Source organism: Bifidobacterium crudilactis (genome assembly GCF_000738005.1).
Taxonomy (GTDB): Bacteria; Actinomycetota; Actinomycetes; order Actinomycetales; family Bifidobacteriaceae; genus Bombiscardovia; species Bombiscardovia crudilactis.
Genome location: NZ_JHAL01000002.1, coordinates 1,078,825 through 1,095,958 on the forward strand (window position 1 = coordinate 1,078,825; position 17,134 = coordinate 1,095,958).

A 17,134-nucleotide genomic window follows, 5' to 3' on the forward strand; every position below is an offset into this window, starting at 1 on the left:
GAGCAGGCACCTGCTGATGCGGTGGAACCATCCTACACACTCGCAGGCTCTGTACGCGTAAGGCTCAGGAGGACACTCCGGTCGAACCGAAACCATGCTCGGCGCGATCAGAGCCGGGAAGCTGCTCGGCCGCCACGAAACGCGCCTGCACATAACGCTGAATCACCAATTGTGCGATTCTGTCGCCGGCCTTGAACGAGACCGTATGCTCTGAATCGAGATTGATCAACGGAACCTTGATTTCGCCGCGATATCCGGCATCTATGGTTCCAGGGGCGTTCAGCACGGTCACTCCCTGACGCGCTGCAAGACCGGAACGCGGATGAACCAGACCCACAAATCCCGAAGGCAGGGCAATCGCCACTCCAGTAGGGACAAGCGCCCGTTCAAAAGGACGCAGGGTTACATCCTCGGCGGCGCGCAGGTCGGCGCCGGCATCACCCTCATGTACGTACCACAGCTGTGCACTCTGCTCGCCATGCAGAGCCTTGACCAGTACCTCAACGTTCTCCGCTTCGTCGTAGTCCTCGTCGTAGGCCATCAGGCGGCGCACTCCTTGCAGACAGGCTGGCCGTCCTCGGTCATGTACGCCAGCTGGCTGCGGTGCTTCACCAGGAAGCAGACCGAGCAGATGAACTCATCACCCTGCATCGGAATCACCGTGACCGAAGAATCCTCATTGCTGAGGCCGGCACCGGGAAGCTCGTAATCTTCGGCAATCGCATTCTCGTCATCATCTATGTCGCTGGATGTGCTCGGTGTGCCCTTGCCGAGAGCTTGCAGCGATTCCTCATCCTCGTCTTTGTTACGCGGGGAATCATAATCCTGAGCCATCGTCTTCCTTTCATCAGTGCCATATAGTGGTAATCACTGCGCCATAGGATACACGACTTTCCCAATCACGTTTGATACGCGATTCGAAATACCCGAAATTCGCCGTGTATGGGGCACAATGGTAGAGAACAACATGCGGAGGAAGTTGGTAAGCATATGCCTGAAGAACCCATACGGGTGGCCCGTTTCGACCACGTCACCGACAGGGGCGATTTGGTATTCGTGTTCGATCATCGCCATTTCGCTGTGCGCATTGACGACACTCTCGAACGTGGCCTGATGGAGGCCAAACAAATCAAGGCAGAGGCCCAGGGAATCGTCCAGCCTCAGGCTTCTTCAGCGCTACCTATATCTTCAATTCAGTCGTATATCAGGGCGGGCATGGACACCGCTCGCGTCGCCAAACAATTCTCGGTAAACGAGGCGATTGTCAGACGCTTTTCCTCCCCGGTCGAAACCGAAAAGAAGTACGCGATAGAACAGTTTCTCAGCGTCGCCGCCCCGAAGAAAACCAAGGCGCGCAACAACGGCGAACTGATTGAATCGTCGTTGAGAAACGCGCGCATCAATCCCTCAGCCATCATCTGGACGGCGACACGCCGAGATCATGAGCCCTGGCATATTCACGCCAAATTCGAAGCAGCCGGACGCATGATCAAAGCGGACTGGTCCTGGGATATGCACGACAACAGCGTCAGCAGTCTGAACTCCACCGCAAAGCGACTGCTTGGAGAAGGCGAAACCCGTCAGGACATTCTGCCGACCTCGATGAGGCAGGCGCTCAACGGTCGTGGTCCGCTGCCTTACGACTGGATGGATGACGAACTCTCCAACGCCGAGGCGACGGAAAGCGAAATTCCACCCGTGGTGCGCGAAGAGCTCCACACATCCTCCTCGAGCATCGCAGCAAAGCACCAGTATGCGCCGCCGCAAGCGCCTGCCGAACAGTCAACATCGGCACAATCCTCGGCAACGCGGCCGGAATCAGCACGAAGCGAGACGGCACGCTCTGAATCAGCACAGCCGCCATCGGCGTCCAACCAGACATCAGCAACTCACAGTCGTCCATCCGCTACCGAAGGCACGGAACCCTCGAAAACCGCCGATGACACCTCAACGGGGACTGCAGCAGGAAATGGTACGGGTGAACTGACCGGATGGCTGTATGGCAGGTCCAAGCGTCAACCCGCAGCCGCCAAGCAACGGCCCGGCACTGTTGATACCACGAGCCCGACGCCTCGAAACTCCGAGGAGGTCTCCAGCCAGGAGCCTGCATCCGGCAGCGACGACGCGCACAAAGGCAAAGAACACCCCACTGCGAATCGCAAGTCGGGCCGTTCCGCAGTGCCCAGCTGGGACGAAATCCTATTCGGCGACTAGAACTCCGCTCTCCCCGCTTCCCCTCGATAAAGGCCGGTCAGGCCATGTCGATAAGGCAGGGAATGTCCATTTCCATAAAGCTTTGGGAACCGTGAACGCTTGGCAGACGGGTGGCCTTGTCGCTCTGGGAACGGCTGTCGACAATCGTGGTGGTATCGGAGGCACTGACGATAACATCTCCCAGCATGGCCGCCACACGGTTATCAACCTCACCGAACAGCCCTTGCTCGACCGCCTGTTCTTTCGTCCATAGCCTCGCCCGGTCGGAGAAACGCCGCTGCCATCGTTCTACGATGCCGGGAACGTCGGCTTCGGATTGGGCATAGAGCATCGGAGTCCGGGGCTCTCCCCCGAACAGTGCCAACCCCTCCTGCAAATCATCCAGTTCACCGACATCGCATCGATTCTCTGGCCTGGCGCTGATCATCCCGTGATCGGCCACGATAACGATGACGGTCCCTTTAGGAGCACATCGTCGCAGCAGGGCAAGCTGGGAGTCGATGCTCTCGAAGGCACCTATCCACTCATCTGAATCCCAGCCGTAGTTATGTCCGATTTTGTCTGCGTCACGAATATACAGATACGTCAGCCCCGGCGTCTTGGCCGCCTTGCACGCCGCCAGGACGCGCGATTGAGCATTCGCCCCGGAAACATAGCGCGCGCCGCGCAGAGCCGCCTGAGTCAGCGGAGAGTTGGCGAATTTCGACATTCCACAGGATGTCGTGCGCACGCCCTTGGCTTCAAGCGATTCGAACAGCGTCGGCTGCCGCTGCAAATCATGCGGTTCCAGAGCATTCTTGAACTGGATGAGCTGACTCAGCCTTCCCGTTTCCGCGTTTATCTGCGTATACCCTGTCATGCCGGTCAAACCTGGGCATGTTCCTGTGCCGAAGGTACCCATCGCCGCGACCGTCGTACTGGGGAAGCATGTGCTGATAGGACGCTGATTCACCGAGTCATCCATCAGCGAGCGCATGTATGGCACGTGGCCAAGACGGATATTGAGATTCCAGAATCCCATGCCGTCGACCAGCACGACAATCGCCGACGAGGCATCGGGAATGCCAAGCAATTCCTGCAGGACCTTCGGATTCTCATGCACGGCGGTCGAGACCGGAGCCCCCAGTGCCGAGCTCAATGCGGGAAGCACCGACGAGAGATGATAGGCACCACCCCTGCGGAAGCCGTCGGGACCGGCTTCGGCCTTGGCGTCGCCGTACGGCGCGATTTCGGTTCGTTGCAGCAGCTCTCGCTCATCGGGAATCTCAACACTCATACCTTCCATTCAACCACCAGCACTTTGCAAGCGCTCCGTTGGGGAGATCATGAGGCGGCTGGTGGCGAAACAGAGCGGATATGAGGTCAATAACGGTCAAACATCCGTGGGTGTTGGATAATGGATGCCGGATTACAGCAACACAGGAGAACACAACCGCATGGCATCGCGTCACAACAGCAAAACACCGGCATTCGATCCCAGGACCGTCAAGGAGCATATCGTCGAGACGCCGCTCAACGATGAGATGAGCAAGTCCTTCCTCGAATACGCCTATTCGGTGATTTACGCCCGGGCGCTTCCCGATGCCAGAGATGGTCTCAAACCCGTGCAGCGTCGCATCATCTATCAGATGGGTCAGATGAATCTCACCCCGGACCGCGCCTACATGAAATCGGCCCGCGTGGTCGGCGAGGTCATGGGAAAGCTGCATCCGCATGGCGATTCAGCCATTTACGAGGCCATGGTGCGTCTGGCTCAACCTTTTGCGATGCGTCTGCCTCTCGTCGATGGCCACGGCAATTTCGGCTCTCTTGACGACGGTCCTGCAGCCTCCAGATACACCGAAGCACGGCTGGCTCCTGGTTCGCTCGGCATGAATGCCAACATCGCCGAAGAGACCGTCGATTTCGCGCCGAATTACGACAACAAGCTGCAGGAACCTCAGGTTCTGCCCGCCGCGATTCCCAATCTGCTCGTCAACGGCGCATCGGGCATCGCCGTCGGCATGGCCACGAATATGATCACCCATAATCTCGGTGAGGTCGTAGAAGCCGCGAAATACGTGATGACGCATCCGAAAGCCGATCTCGAGGATCTGATGCGTTTCGTGCCGGGCCCCGACCTGCCTGGCGGCGGCATCATCATCGGCCGAGACGGCATCCGCAAAGCCTATGAGACGGGACGCGGAGCCTTCGTCACACGATCGGCGACGCATATCGAAAATGTCACGGCGAGGAAAAAAGCCATCGTGGTCACGGAACTGCCGTACATGGTTGGGCCTGAACGCGTGCTCGAACGCATATCCGAAGGCGTGAAGAACCGTAAGCTCGAAGGCATTTCGGGCGCCATAGACCTTACCGACCGTCACAACGGCACCAGGCTCGTCATCGAAATCAAAACGGGTTTCGACCCGAACGCCGTGCTGCTGCACCTCTTCAAGCACACGCCGCTCGAAGAGTCCTTCACCATCAACAACGTCGCCCTGGTCAATGGTCGACCTCGCACGATGGGATTGCGTGAACTGCTTGACGTGTGGATCGCCCACCGCCGTTCGGTGGTCAAACGCCGCAGTCAATTCCGCAAGCGCAAGGCCTTGGAACGTCTGCATCTGGTCGAAGGTCTGTTGCTTGCCCTTATCGATATCGACGAGGTCATCGAGGTCATCAGGACCTCCGATGACGCCGATGCAGCGAAGCAACGCCTGATAGCGGTATTCGACCTCGACGAGATTCAGGCGCAGTACATCCTCGATCTGCGTCTGCGTCGTCTGACCCGCATGAGCCGTATCGAACTCGAATCGGAACGTGACGACCTGGTCAAACGCATCGCGGAATTGGAACGCATTCTGTCCTCCGCCGCGGAACTCGATCATGTGGTCGTCAGCGAAATGGACGAGGCCGTCACCCAGTGGAACACGCCAAGACGCACCGTTCTATTGGATGAAGACCCCTCAGGAGCGTTCTCCCCCGTCACCGGCGCTCAAGGCCCAGCTTCGGACAGCTCCTCCACAAAGCTTTCGGCGAGTGTCAACGGCACACTTTCGGCGTTGTCCGGCGCAGGAGCAGCAGGGTCGTCGGCGGCCTCTGCGGGCTTGCAGATTGAGGATGAACCCTGCACCATCATGATGAGCGCCTCAGGCCTCATCGCGCGCACATCGCCGAGCGCGGTCGATGCATGGAACAGCCGCTCTTCCTCCGAACGCCGGACACCGGACGACCAGATCGTCGCGATATTCCCCACCACAACACGCTCCAGTTACGGCCTCGTCACCTCAGCAGGGCGCCTGGTGATGGCTCACACCGCAGATCTTCCGGCACTCCCCTCGACAGCCGCATTGAGCGTGTCCGGAGGGGTGCGCGCCGATGAGTTGCTGGCCTTGACGGAAAGCACGGAAGCCACTGCCGGCGAGCGCGCCATCACTGCGGTGTCGTTGGAGGATTCCACGGCTTTGGCCATCGGCACCTCCACGGGAATCGTGAAGCGATGGAACCGTGAATCGCCCAGCACCATGGATTCATGGCCGATCATCGAATTGAAGGATGGCGATGCCGTCGTCTTCGCCGCACCCGCAGCCGATGATGACCGTCTGGTACTCATATCCTCGGATTCAAGTCTGCTGACCTTCGAAGCCTCACAGGTCCGCCCACAGGGCCGCAACGCGGCCGGAATGGCGGGCATAAGACTGGCGGAGGGCTGCTCCGTGGTCTGTTTCAATGTGATTCCGGCAGGAAAGATCGCCTGGACCTATGAGGAGGGTGAGAACGGTTTGAGCTCCCAGTCGGGAGCCGTGGTACTCACCGTCGCCGGAGATTCCGAAGCCTTGCCCGGCACCGAGAACGGCGCGGCGAAACTCACACCGCTCGAAATGTACCCCATCAAAGGCAGAGGGACCGGCGGGGTGCGTTCACAGCGATTCCTCAAAGGTCAGGATGTGCTGCTGCTGGCATGGGTGGGTGCGTGGCCGCTGCATGTTTCCACCGCCTCGGGCGCCCCGGTCGAATTGCCTCAGGTCGACATGCGTCGCGACGCCTCAGGTCAGGACCTCGCGGCACCTATTGCCTTCGTCGCCTAGATACACGGCATCCCACAGGCAGCGCATCACACAGCACCGACCAGTGCCCGTGTTCTGATGCGCTGCATCCTTTCGTGCATGACGATCATCAGTGCAAGCAGGGCCATCAGATACCAGGGGAACAGGGCGATGCTCAGCGTGTTGGCGATGAAACCGAACAACGGAGGCATCAGCAGCGAACCGATGTAGGCGCTGGCCATCTGCACTCCGACGATGGCTTGCGACCGGTCCGCACCGAAGGTCTCCGGAGTGGAATGGATGATGCACGGGTAGACAGGTGCGCATCCACCACCGAGAACGACCAACCCGCCGAGCACTCCGAAACTACCTCCCATCGGAAGCATAATCAGCAGCAGGCCGCAGGCCATAACGGTGTATCCGATACGAATCATTGTCGCATCGCTGTAGCGCATCGTCAGGAAGCCACTCAACGCGCGCCCTACGGTGATGCCGATGTAGAACATGCTCGCCCAGGATGCTGCTGAATCGACGGTGATGCCGCGGTTGTTGACCATGTAGCTGCTCGCCCACAGGCCCGCGGTGGTCTCGATGGCGCAGTAGCAGAAGAACATCACGAAGACCTGACTGGCGGCGGGTATACGCAGAATCTCCGGTATGCTGAGCGTCTTGGTATGCGTACCTGGCTCGGAGGAGTTCGATTTGGCCTCGACTTGGCCTTGGCCTGCAACGGGATTCGGACGCTGTCTCCACAGAGGGATGCTCAACACCAGCACCACGGTCAACACGACCTGCAGAATCGCGATGTATCGATATCCGCCTTGCCAGCCCTGCCCTCCGGTCAGCGCGAATCCCATGATGTAGGGACCGACGGAGGCACCGACTCCCCACATGCAATGCAGCCAACTCATGTGTCTGCTGGCATAGTGCAAGGCCACATAGTTGTTCAGAGCCGCATCGACACCCCCGGCGCCCAGACCATAGGGAATGGCGAGCAAACAGAGTTGCCAGTAACTCGATGACATCGAAAACCCGAACAGGGCCAACGCCGTCAGACATACCGACGCGGCGGTGACCTTCCCCGCACCGAAGCGCAGGGTCATTCTGTCACTGAGCAATGCCGAGATAATCGTTCCCAGGGCGATGACCACCGAAATGCCGCCTGCGTAGGAAATCGGCACACCGAAGCCCTGATACATCGAAGGCCATGCTGCTCCCAACAAGGAGTCGGGAAGCCCCAAGCTGACGAATGCCAGATAAATCACCCCAAGAAGCAATGTCGCCATGCCAATGAACCCCCAACTCTCCTCAATCAAACCTCATTGTCGAATATCGCGGACGAATCCCATGCTCGAACCTCATGGTCGAATCTCATGGTCGAACCTCATGGCCGAGTCCAACTGTCGAATCCCATTGTTCAACCGCTTGCCGAGTCGACCGTTCGGTTAACCGTTCGAGCAACCATCGAGCAGAACTCATCGGCTCAATATCTTATCGAAGGGTCCCCGATTAACGCGCCGTCATCAACGATGAAGCGAGGCCCGTCTCTTGTGTAGGGTTTTCCCGACGGCTACGTCGAGCATGCATTCATATCCCCGATATTCCGCCATAGTTGTTGAAGCTCTTCGCAGCTTTCAGGCAACATCTCTCTGTAACATCAGCACTCACGCGTTGTCATCCTCATCGTCGATATATTCCAGGACATCGCCGGGCTGACATTGCAGCACACGGCATATCTCATCAAGGGTCGAGAAACGTATGGCCTTGGCCCGGCCGTTTTTTAGCACGGAGACGTTGACGGGCGTTATCCCGATGGCACCGGCAAAGTCGTTGACGGACATCTTTCGACGTGCGAGGACAACATCCAGGTTCACTCGTATCGCCATTCAGATCACCGCCTCCAATTCGTCTCGCTGATTCGTGGCCGTCACCAGAAGCCCCCTCATGACGACCAGCAGCAGGATGAACGCCACCTCGATCACCATGAATACCAGCAGTGCCAGCAACAACCCCATAGGGCCCACATTCGCGAAGAACGCGGCATGGAGAATCAGACCGCCGGTGAAGACAGTGGCCGTGACGGCAGCCCAGATAATGACATCCACCCAGTGGAACGACGCGTCGGAGAACACACTGCCACGCCCCACTTTGGACAGCAGGCGCCACAAGGCCACCAGCGCGGTTTCAAAGCATACGATGATGAGTACGGCAACCGTCAGATAAGGAACCCTCAGATAGGCATGTTCCGGTTCGCTGGTCGCATATTCACCGGACAACGCGGGCAACACCCAGAGCTGGGCGACGAGCCCCACACACTGCAACAGGAGAATCAGCGTCTTCAGCACGCCGATGAGCCATCCTTGAAGCGAATGCCGTTCCCTGTCCTGTGACGACTGATGCATCATGTCCATCCTGTTCCTTGCGCCTGCCTGTCGGCTTTTCCTGCCGGCATTCGCTGACGTTCCGCAATCCGGGTCGCCTGAATAGGCCGCCGCCTCTTCAGCTACAGCCCAGAATACTCGGAATATCGCCTATCAATACATTCCTATCGTATTTCAATAGGTAGCACTGGTATCAATCCTGCACCACCTGCTATTTGAAGAATCAGTGACAAATCGAAATACAATAGGTATTTATCGTTTTTCGATAGATTATGCTCGACATCATGACACGTTATGAACCGTAGTCAACCGAGTTCGCAGAACATCAAGAATGTTTCCATTCAGAGAAAAGACACATCATGACCGAGCCCTATCGAAGCTCTCCGACACCGCCGCCCGAAGAGACGCAATCGCAACAAGCGTCAGGGCCCTATCCGCAACGGCCTCAGCCACCGTTCACAGACACAGCATCACCCATGCCATCCCCGCAACAGGGCGTCTTTGCATCACCCCTGCGCAATCCCGATGCCATTGCCGCACCCTTACCCCAACGTCTGCCACGCAACAGGGAATACCTATTGCTGGCACTGGCCTTCATCACCGCCACAGGGGTCGACAGACTCGTTCTCGCACCCGTTCTCGCAGGAACTTCTGCCTTGCGGGGCTATGCCATGCTATGGATGGTGTGGGTGGTGGCGTTCACCACGGTGTTTTGGCCGCAGTGCCGCCGGAAACCATATTCCTGGCTGGCAGCAACCGGAATCCTGCTGCTGTGCGTCTGGCTGCTGCTCTCCGGTGACGGCATGGTCTACCAGCACAATCCCGAATACACAACGTTGTGCGTCCTGAGCATTCCGGCACTGGCGATGATGCATATGCAGATATCCGGCGAGGACTTCGACGCGCACTCCCCTGCCCGCACTGCGATGCATTGGCTTGCCGGATGGTTTTTGCAACCCTTCAGCGCCATCCATGAGCTGGGTTCGCCGGTCTCGGCCATATGGAACGCCAACAATCCGGACAAACGTCACACTGCGCTGCGCGTTACCGGGATGTCATTGCTGATTGGCATACCCGTCCTCGGCGTGCTCACAGCCTTGCTCACCTCAGCGGACTCCATCTTTCGGCAGGGAGTGCAGACCCTTCTCGGCGAACTCGACCTGACCAGCTTCTTCGTCCACACTCTCATCATCGTGGTCATGACCGTGCTGTGCTACTCACTCTTGTGGAACTGCGACATCAGGAACATCACGACGAACTCGAAGCCACCGACGGCAACGGCCAAGAATGCGCATATTCCGCCACGGACTGAGACGCCGGGGCAGGAGAAGGTCGACACCTCCCCTCATCGTCCCTTCAATCCCACCGTCTGCACCATCGTGCTCGCTGCGGTTCTGGCTTTGTACCTAGCCTTCAGCGGCGTGCAGTTCACCTTCCTCTTCGCCCGTCAGGGACTTCCCGATGGATACACCTATGCGGAATATGCGCGACAAGGATTTTGGCAGTTGCTGGCCGTAACCGGCATCAATCTCATAGGCTATGGGATGGTGCTGATATACAGCCCGCGCAAACGCACGCTTAACGGCCTGCTGTTATGCCTGATAGCGGCCACCGCAGTGGTGCTGGCGTCTTCGGCCGTGAGACTCAGCCTGTACATCACCGCCTACGGTCTGACATGGCTCAGACTCGCCTCACTGCTGTTCATGGGACTGGTCGCGCTGGTGCTGATACTCGCCATCGTCCGGCTTCGTTTCGCCGACATCCCGATGCTCACCGTATGCGCCACGCTGTTCGTATTCTGGTTCGTGCTTCTTGGGTACCTGAATCCTTCGGCAATCATTGACATGTACAACGCCACGGCGACTGCCGGATTCTAAATCCTGCGCGCGAATCAACCGGCTCCTCGCATTTTGGCATGTGCAGGACCACCGAATACGATAACTGCACTAAAAGAACAGCTTTTGGGAGAAATTATTACCACATTGCTGTACTTTTAGTGCAGTTATCTACCTGACACCGGAAAAATAACTATCAGGTATCGATTTTGCTGCGGTCGAAGTCGTCGGCATTCTCGACGATGAACTGCTTACGAGGTGGCACATCGTCACCCATCAGCAAGGAGAACACATCGGAGGCATGCTCGGCATCCTCCATGCGAATCCTTCTGAGCATCCGCGAGCGCGGGTCCATCGTCGTATCGGCAAGCTGGTCGGCATCCATCTCTCCAAGACCCTTGTACCGCTGAATATCCTCGTGGAAATCAATGCGCTGTTTTTTCAATTCGGCCAATTTGCCGGCAAGCTCATCATCCGAATAGGTGTAGATGTACTCCCCCTTGCGCTTGCCCGCGAGCGCAATACGATGCAGCGGCGGCACGGCGGCGTAGACATGCCCATGCTCGACGAGCGGCCGCATATACCTGTAGAACAACGTCAACAGCAGAATGCGGATATGAGCGCCGTCCACATCGGCATCCGTCATCATGATGACCTTGTTGTAGCGCGATTGCGTGATGTCGAAGCTGGCACCGGACCCTGCACCGATAACCTGAATAATCGCCGCGCACTCCTTATTGGAGAGCATCTGGGAAAGCGATGCCTTCTGCACGTTGAGAATCTTGCCTCGGATGGGCAGCAGGGCCTGAAACATCGAATTCCTCGCCGCCTTCGCGGTGCCGAGAGCCGAGTCCCCCTCGACGATGAAGAGTTCGGCGATGTCGTCGTTGCCCGGCTGGGAATCCGACAGCTTGGCCGGCATCGACGCGGATTCCAAGGCGTTCTTGCGACGTGTGACTTCCTTGGTCTTTCGCGCCTGAACGCGGGCATGCATCTCGCCGACGATCTTCTCCAGCACGCGTGAGGATTGCTCCTTGAACCCTCTTCTCGAACCGGAAATCATCTCACCGAACTGTTTGTCGGTCATCCGGGTGACGATGGGCTTCACCTGTGCGGTGCCGAGCACATCCTTGGTCTGGCCTTGGAACTGCGGTTCGGCGATGCGCACGGTGACCACCGCGACAAGCCCGGCCAGCACATCGTCGCGCTCGATCTTGGTGTGAGAATCCTTCAGATTCACCTTGAGTTTGCGGGCGTTGCTCTCGACGTATTTTCGAATCTGCTTGGTCAGGGCATTCATGAATCCGTCGACATGCATCCCGCCGCCTGGTGTCTCCACCACGTTGACGAAGCTCATCAGTGTGGTGTCATAGCCGTTTATCCAACGCAAGGCTATATCGACGCCACACTTGCGGTGCACCTTCTCCGCGTGAAGCTGTCCTCCCTCGACGACCTTCTGCGTCTCCTCCTCGTATTCACCTTCACCGGTGATATGCCATATATCGTTGACCGGCTCTCCTTTGGACAGGAAGTCGACGAAATCGATCACACCGCCCGTGTGGAGGAATTCCTGTATTCGAGGATGTCCCTGCTCGCTGCGAATGGGCAAAGCGGCCTTCGCCGGACCGTTGTCTTCATTCTCGTCGTCACTGCTCGATTCTCCATCGTCAGCATCATCGACGGGAACCGTATCCTCATCATCGACGGGGGCCACATCGGCATTGTCGGCAAGCGTCGTATCTACGACCTGCGATTCCTGGTCACCGTCACTGTCATCGTCGGTCACGTGCTCGTCGATGACGGTGATTTTCAGCCCCGGAACCAGGAAGCTGGTCTGCCTTACACGTTCGACCAACTGCTCGTAACTGAATCGGGCGGTGCTGTTGAAGATTTCAGGATCGGCCCAATACCGGATGCGGGTGCCGGTCTTCTTGGGCGACACCTTGCCTACGACCCGCAGCTCAGTGGGCTTGTTTCGCCGTGTGCGCTTGAACGGGGCCTGGGGTGAGGGCCGGTCAGCATCCACATCGTCATAGACGCCGGGGTGCCCCTGTTTGAATTCCATACGGTAGGTCTTGCCATCACGATCGACCTCAACGTCAAAGCGCAGGCTCAGTGCGTTGACCACCGAAGAACCCACGCCATGCAGGCCACCGACGGCATTGTAGGAGGAATCGCCGAATTTGGCTCCGGCATGCAGTTTGGTGAGTACCACCTCCACACCCGTCAGACCGGTTTTGGGTTCGACATCCACAGGGATGCCTCGCCCGTTGTCCGCCACGCTGATGGAACCGTCCTGGTGCAAAGTCACCACGATGTCGTTGCAGGCGCCCGCCAAAGCCTCGTCGACCGAGTTGTCGATAATCTCCCACAGGCAGTGCATCAGCCCCTGGCTGTCGGTCGTGCCGATATACATGCCCGGGCGCTTGCGAACCGCATCCAAGCCTTCGAGAATCGTCAGACTCTGCGCACCATAGGATTTCGCCATTAATTACTCTCCGCTAGTCATCGTTTTGCCGGCACCGCCACAAGAAAACGCGACCCATGAACGTGCACGGGTCGCGTTTTCGTATGCACTCTCCGTGTTCACTGGTCCAGGAAGTCACGCAAGGTCTGGGACCTCGACGGATGCCTCAATTTGGACATGGTCTTGGATTCGATCTGACGGATGCGTTCACGGGTCACACCGTAGACACGACCGATGTCGTCGAGCGTCTTGGGCTGGCCATCCTCAAGGCCGTAACGCATCTTTATGACACCTGCCTCGCGTGGGCTGAGCGTTTCGAGAACCTGCCTGAACTGATCCTGCAACAGCGAGAACGCCACGGCGTCCGAAGGGGCGATGGCGTCGGTGTCTTCGATGAGATCGCCGAATTCGGAGTCACCGTCCTCACCGAGAGGAGTATGCAGTGAAATCGGTTCACGTCCGTATTTCTGGACTTCCTGGACCTTCTCCACCGGCATATCCAGTTCACGTGCCAGTTCGTCGGGCGTAGGCTCACGACCGAGATCCTGCAGCATCTGCCGCTGCACACGCGAAAGCTTGTTGATGACTTCGACCATGTGGACCGGAACGCGAATAGTCCTGGCCTGGTCCGCCATGGCGCGGGTTATGGCCTGACGAATCCACCATGTGGCATAGGTGGAGAACTTGAAGCCCTTCTTCCAATCGAATTTCTCGACTGCACGGATAAGGCCAAGATTGCCTTCCTGAATCAAATCAAGGAAGAGCATGCCTCGACCGGTGTATCGCTTGGCCAGCGACACCACCAGACGGAGATTGGCCTCAAGCAGATGGTCCTTGGCCTTCTTGCCATCCGATGCAGCCCATTTGAGCTCTCGGCGGCGCTTGAATTCCAAGGATTCACCTTCGTCATCCAGTATGTGCTGGGCGAACAAACCGGCCTCGATACGCTCGGAAAGATCGACCTCCTGCTCGGCATTCAGCAGACTCACACGACCGATCTGCTTGAGGTAATCCTTCACCGGATCGGCAGTGGCACCGGTTGCGACCACTCTGCGTTTGGGATTGCCGGAGGGAACGGTGTTCTCGTCATCCTCGGAATCATTGACGACGAAGGCTCCTTTGGCCTTGACTACCTCTTCCTGCTTGGGCGCATCGTCGTCGCTGTCATCGTCATCGTCGCCCTGGCTGTCATCGTCATCGCCGTCAGCAGCGTCATCGTCCGAAGCATCGTTGTCTTCGTTGTCGTCGATGTCGTCATCATCAATATCCTCGATGCCGTCATCTTCCTGAAGGTCTTCGACATCCTCTTCGGATTTCGCCTTCTTGGATTTACGCGTCGTGGACGCGGCTTTCTTCCTCTTTGGGGCGGCCTTGCTTTTCCGCCCACCGGTGGCGGCCCGCTCGGAGGAGCCCTGCCCTTCGGCTGAATCGACGATGTCGGTCTCGTTGGTGTCTGCGGCATTTGCGGACTTTGCCGTCTTGCTCGCGGACGCTTTAGCCTTGCGGGGCGATGCCGTGCGTTTGGCAGTTGCAGCCCCCTTGGCGGATGTTTTGGCTCGAGAGGCACCAGCCTTCTTCGTCGTGCTCGACGCTTTAGCCGTGTCGATATCGTTCTTCTCAGCCGTCGTATCCTTAGTGGCCAACGTTTCCTCCTGGATGATCCTGCCCGTGCACCTAGCATGAAGGCGCACTTATGACAAGGGCAAATTGTCAACTAATAGAGTGAACCATCTTCCAAGGACGATTATTCCCGAAACGACTGTTTTCCTGCCCCGTTCGGATGGATATTATGCTCCAGGGCGCAAATCACTATGGATGCCAGGCGACATGATACATCCAAGGACAGCGCCTGCCGGGCATAGGCTTCCGCAGAGGCATCCCCGAGCCACCAGTTGATGTAGGCGATTACCGCCAACGCCTGAACACGATACTCCTCGGGCACGCTCGCACACATCGCGCTTAATGCTGAAATCCCATTACGGCATCGTCTCAACGCACAGGCGCAAGGCGTGAGACGGAAGGCTCGTTGCAGCTGCCCTGTCATCAATGCCGCGTTCTTTCGATGATGCGGCCTGCAAGCCATGTCCTTCAACTGTTCGACGGTGACATTCTGCCGTTCCGGCATTGCAGCCGATATCGAGACGCCGGTCAGAAGGCTCAAAATCACCACATCGCGTATAGACAGCACCTCGGCCATACCAACCGCCAGATATGCCAGCCAATCCCCGGTATCACGGTACTCGGCAACGCCTCCGCCGCGCTGCAATGCCGAGGAACACGATAACCCTTCTGCGTTGCAGGGCTCGGGGCCGATCCAGGCCAACCAGTCATCGATAAATGACTCGAAACAATATTCGACGGCATGTTCCATACCCGATTCCGAACGGATATCGGTAAACAACTCTCTGAATTCATGCATTCGCTGCGGGGTAAAGCATGGAGGCTCATATCCCGGCCCCGCCGGGGATTGCGCTACCCTGTGCTCATCTCCCCTGTGCTCATCATCTACCCATTGCATAGGAACTGCATACGGGCCGCACCCGATGCCGCTCACTGCACCGCTGCCAGCCGACGAGTCGTCAGCCCGTACCGTATCGTCATGCAACGCCCTATCCGTCTGCGCTGCGTCACCAGCCTGAGATGAGTCACCAAGCAGTGATGTATTCCTCCGCGAAGTATCCATGAGCCGATCGCCGTCCTTTATCCGTTGTGCCAGATGCCATCCACGAATCCGCCTTGGCTGCGATCTCTTCTGAAGCAGTCTCTTCCGAACCATCCTGCGCAATCCGCTGTGATGACCAGCTTGACGATTCACGGCGATTCAACACAGAAAGAGCGATGCATGTGGTCGAATTGGCCACTTAGATGTCTGCGGTGCACGGAGCACCCGGTATTTGCACACCCTTATGGATATTCTCGTACGTATGGATTCAGCTGAAGACATCCCCATCATCGAAGCCCGCATCGATCATCTGGTCAGGCGATACATCGCCTCCGACGGGCTCTCCGCGATTCCCGATCCGTGTGGTCAGGTGATGGATGCAGTGGCCGGACAGGCCCTCATCTCCAATCAGGGCGGCAAACGTCTTCGCGCTCTGCTGACGCTCGCAGCATACGATGCAGCTATATCCGCAAGGCAGGGCAAGGACGCCACATTCACCTCCGCATCGTCTCAGCGGGATCTCGTCATGGACGTGGCCTGCGCCATCGAAGTGTTCCAAACAGGCGCGCTCGTGCATGACGACATCATCGACGACTCGGATTTGCGACGGGGCAAGCCCTCGGCACATGTCGCCCTCTCGCTCGGCATCATCGACGACAAGGCATCTTCATCCGTATCGCGCACTGCATCCCCGACCGATATGGCTGACTCGTCGGCCCCAGCGGACGGCAATCACCTCGCCTTCGGCAAAGGCCTCGGCATCATGCTCGGCGATATCCTGGCCACAGCCAGCATATCCATCGCACAGCAGGCATGCGAGGGGCTTTCGACGCCCGTTCCGCCCCACTCCACAGCAACGGCAGACAGCAGACCTCGGGCAGTAGACCCAATGAACGCCTTTCTCTCGATGCACCGCGAAGTCGAAATCGGGCAGGTCCTGGACCTGGGCGTGGAGCATGTTCCGCTCGATGACCCTGAGCGTCTGGCTGAAGCGTCCCTCAGCGTTTTTCGATGGAAGACAGCCAGCTACACCACCATTGCCCCCATCGAGCTCGGCTTGCTGGCAGCAGGCATCGAAGCAGGCTCCGCCCGGGCGACCGCGCTGCGCATCGGCCTGACACTGGGTGTGGCCTTCCAATTGGCGGACGACCTTCTCGATGTGGTCTCGGACAGCGACCACACCGGCAAACCAATCGGCGGGGACATCCGCGAAGGCAAGCGCACCGTTCTGCTCGCCGATGCCTTGTCGGAAGCCTCCGAGCAGGATCGCGCCTTGCTGACCACCATCTATGAGCGCGACGACCGAAGCCCGGAGGAGGTCAATCGCACCATCGAGATATTCCATCGTACGGGGGCGATCGACAAATCACGCAGGCGCATCACCGCGCTCTGGCACCGAACTCTGGATGCACTGACCGAGGCGAGTACCGCGCTTGGCTTAGACTCGACAGCAAACGCCGCGTTGCACGATGCCTGTGCGCTGTTCATACCATATGAACTTCGCAAACCCTGAGATGGGCGCCACGAGGTGTAACTTTCGACAAGAC

Annotated in this window: 13 protein-coding genes; 4 read left to right on the forward strand and 9 right to left on the reverse strand. The window is 58.1% G+C overall.

What is annotated here, in order from left to right; all coding sequences use genetic code 11:
* Positions 1–64: 64 nt before the first annotated feature.
* Together dut and DB51_RS06725 are read right to left on the reverse strand one after the other, a co-directional pair.
* Positions 65–541 (reverse strand): dUTP diphosphatase, encoded by a 477-nt coding sequence (dut, locus tag DB51_RS06720; protein ID WP_034252741.1) that lies wholly within the window; start codon positions 539–541, stop codon positions 65–67.
* Positions 541–834, reverse strand: coding sequence for a DUF4193 domain-containing protein (locus DB51_RS06725; protein ID WP_034252744.1), 294 nt, complete (start codon positions 832–834; stop codon positions 541–543). Before DB51_RS06725 ends, dut begins: the two co-directional genes overlap by 1 nt.
* Before the next feature lie 156 nt (positions 835–990).
* Here DB51_RS06725 and sepH point away from each other — a divergent pair, with 156 nt between their 5' ends.
* On the forward strand, positions 991–2,214 hold the full coding sequence (sepH, locus tag DB51_RS06730) for a septation protein SepH (RefSeq protein ID WP_034252747.1): 1,224 nt from the start codon (positions 991–993) through the stop codon (positions 2,212–2,214).
* A 37-nt stretch (positions 2,215–2,251) separates the two neighbouring features.
* Here sepH and DB51_RS06735 read toward each other — a convergent pair whose 3' ends face one another.
* A complete protein-coding gene (locus DB51_RS06735) occupies positions 2,252–3,490 on the reverse strand; it encodes an alkaline phosphatase family protein (RefSeq protein WP_193786472.1) in 1,239 nt (412 codons plus the stop codon).
* A 160-nt stretch (positions 3,491–3,650) separates the two neighbouring features.
* Between DB51_RS06735 and DB51_RS06740 the strand changes: the two genes are divergently transcribed.
* Complete coding sequence (locus DB51_RS06740) at positions 3,651–6,284, forward strand: DNA gyrase/topoisomerase IV subunit A (RefSeq protein WP_034254115.1); 2,634 nt, start codon at positions 3,651–3,653, stop codon at positions 6,282–6,284.
* A gap of 26 nt (positions 6,285–6,310) precedes the next feature.
* Here the strand turns inward: DB51_RS06740 and DB51_RS06745 are convergent, their stop codons facing one another.
* The 3 genes from DB51_RS06745 to DB51_RS06755 form a co-directional block, all read right to left on the reverse strand.
* Complete coding sequence (locus tag DB51_RS06745; protein WP_034252752.1) at positions 6,311–7,528, reverse strand: MFS transporter; 1,218 nt, start codon at positions 7,526–7,528, stop codon at positions 6,311–6,313.
* A 378-nt stretch (positions 7,529–7,906) separates the two neighbouring features.
* The gene (locus DB51_RS06750) at positions 7,907–8,128 is read right to left on the reverse strand and encodes a helix-turn-helix domain-containing protein (protein ID WP_034252754.1); all 222 of its coding nucleotides are present in this window, start codon (positions 8,126–8,128) and stop codon (positions 7,907–7,909) included.
* The gene (locus DB51_RS06755) at positions 8,129–8,647 is read right to left on the reverse strand and encodes a DUF2975 domain-containing protein (RefSeq protein WP_238548322.1); all 519 of its coding nucleotides are present in this window, start codon (positions 8,645–8,647) and stop codon (positions 8,129–8,131) included. It lies immediately after the preceding gene.
* 452 nt (positions 8,648–9,099) lie between these two features.
* On the opposite strand from DB51_RS06755, the gene DB51_RS06760 reads away from it, so the two are divergent.
* Positions 9,100–10,500: a DUF4153 domain-containing protein gene (locus DB51_RS06760; protein WP_034252756.1), complete on the forward strand. Its 1,401-nt coding sequence runs from the start codon at positions 9,100–9,102 to the stop codon at positions 10,498–10,500.
* A gap of 154 nt (positions 10,501–10,654) precedes the next feature.
* Here DB51_RS06760 and DB51_RS06765 read toward each other — a convergent pair whose 3' ends face one another.
* The 3 genes from DB51_RS06765 to DB51_RS09825 form a co-directional block, all read right to left on the reverse strand.
* Entirely contained in the window at positions 10,655–12,946 is a 2,292-nt protein-coding gene (locus tag DB51_RS06765; protein ID WP_034252759.1) for a DNA gyrase/topoisomerase IV subunit B, read from the reverse strand.
* A gap of 98 nt (positions 12,947–13,044) precedes the next feature.
* On the reverse strand, positions 13,045–14,568 hold the full coding sequence (locus DB51_RS06770) for an RNA polymerase sigma factor (protein WP_034252761.1): 1,524 nt from the start codon (positions 14,566–14,568) through the stop codon (positions 13,045–13,047).
* Positions 14,569–14,669: 101 nt separating this feature from the next.
* Positions 14,670–15,608: a hypothetical protein gene (locus tag DB51_RS09825; protein WP_156958266.1), complete on the reverse strand. Its 939-nt coding sequence runs from the start codon at positions 15,606–15,608 to the stop codon at positions 14,670–14,672.
* 352 nt (positions 15,609–15,960) lie between these two features.
* On the opposite strand from DB51_RS09825, the gene DB51_RS06785 reads away from it, so the two are divergent.
* Positions 15,961–17,100 carry a polyprenyl synthetase family protein gene (locus tag DB51_RS06785; RefSeq protein ID WP_423773415.1) on the forward strand — a complete coding sequence of 380 codons (1,140 nt, stop codon included), beginning with the start codon at positions 15,961–15,963 and terminating at the stop codon, positions 17,098–17,100.
* Positions 17,101–17,134 lie beyond the last annotated feature (34 nt).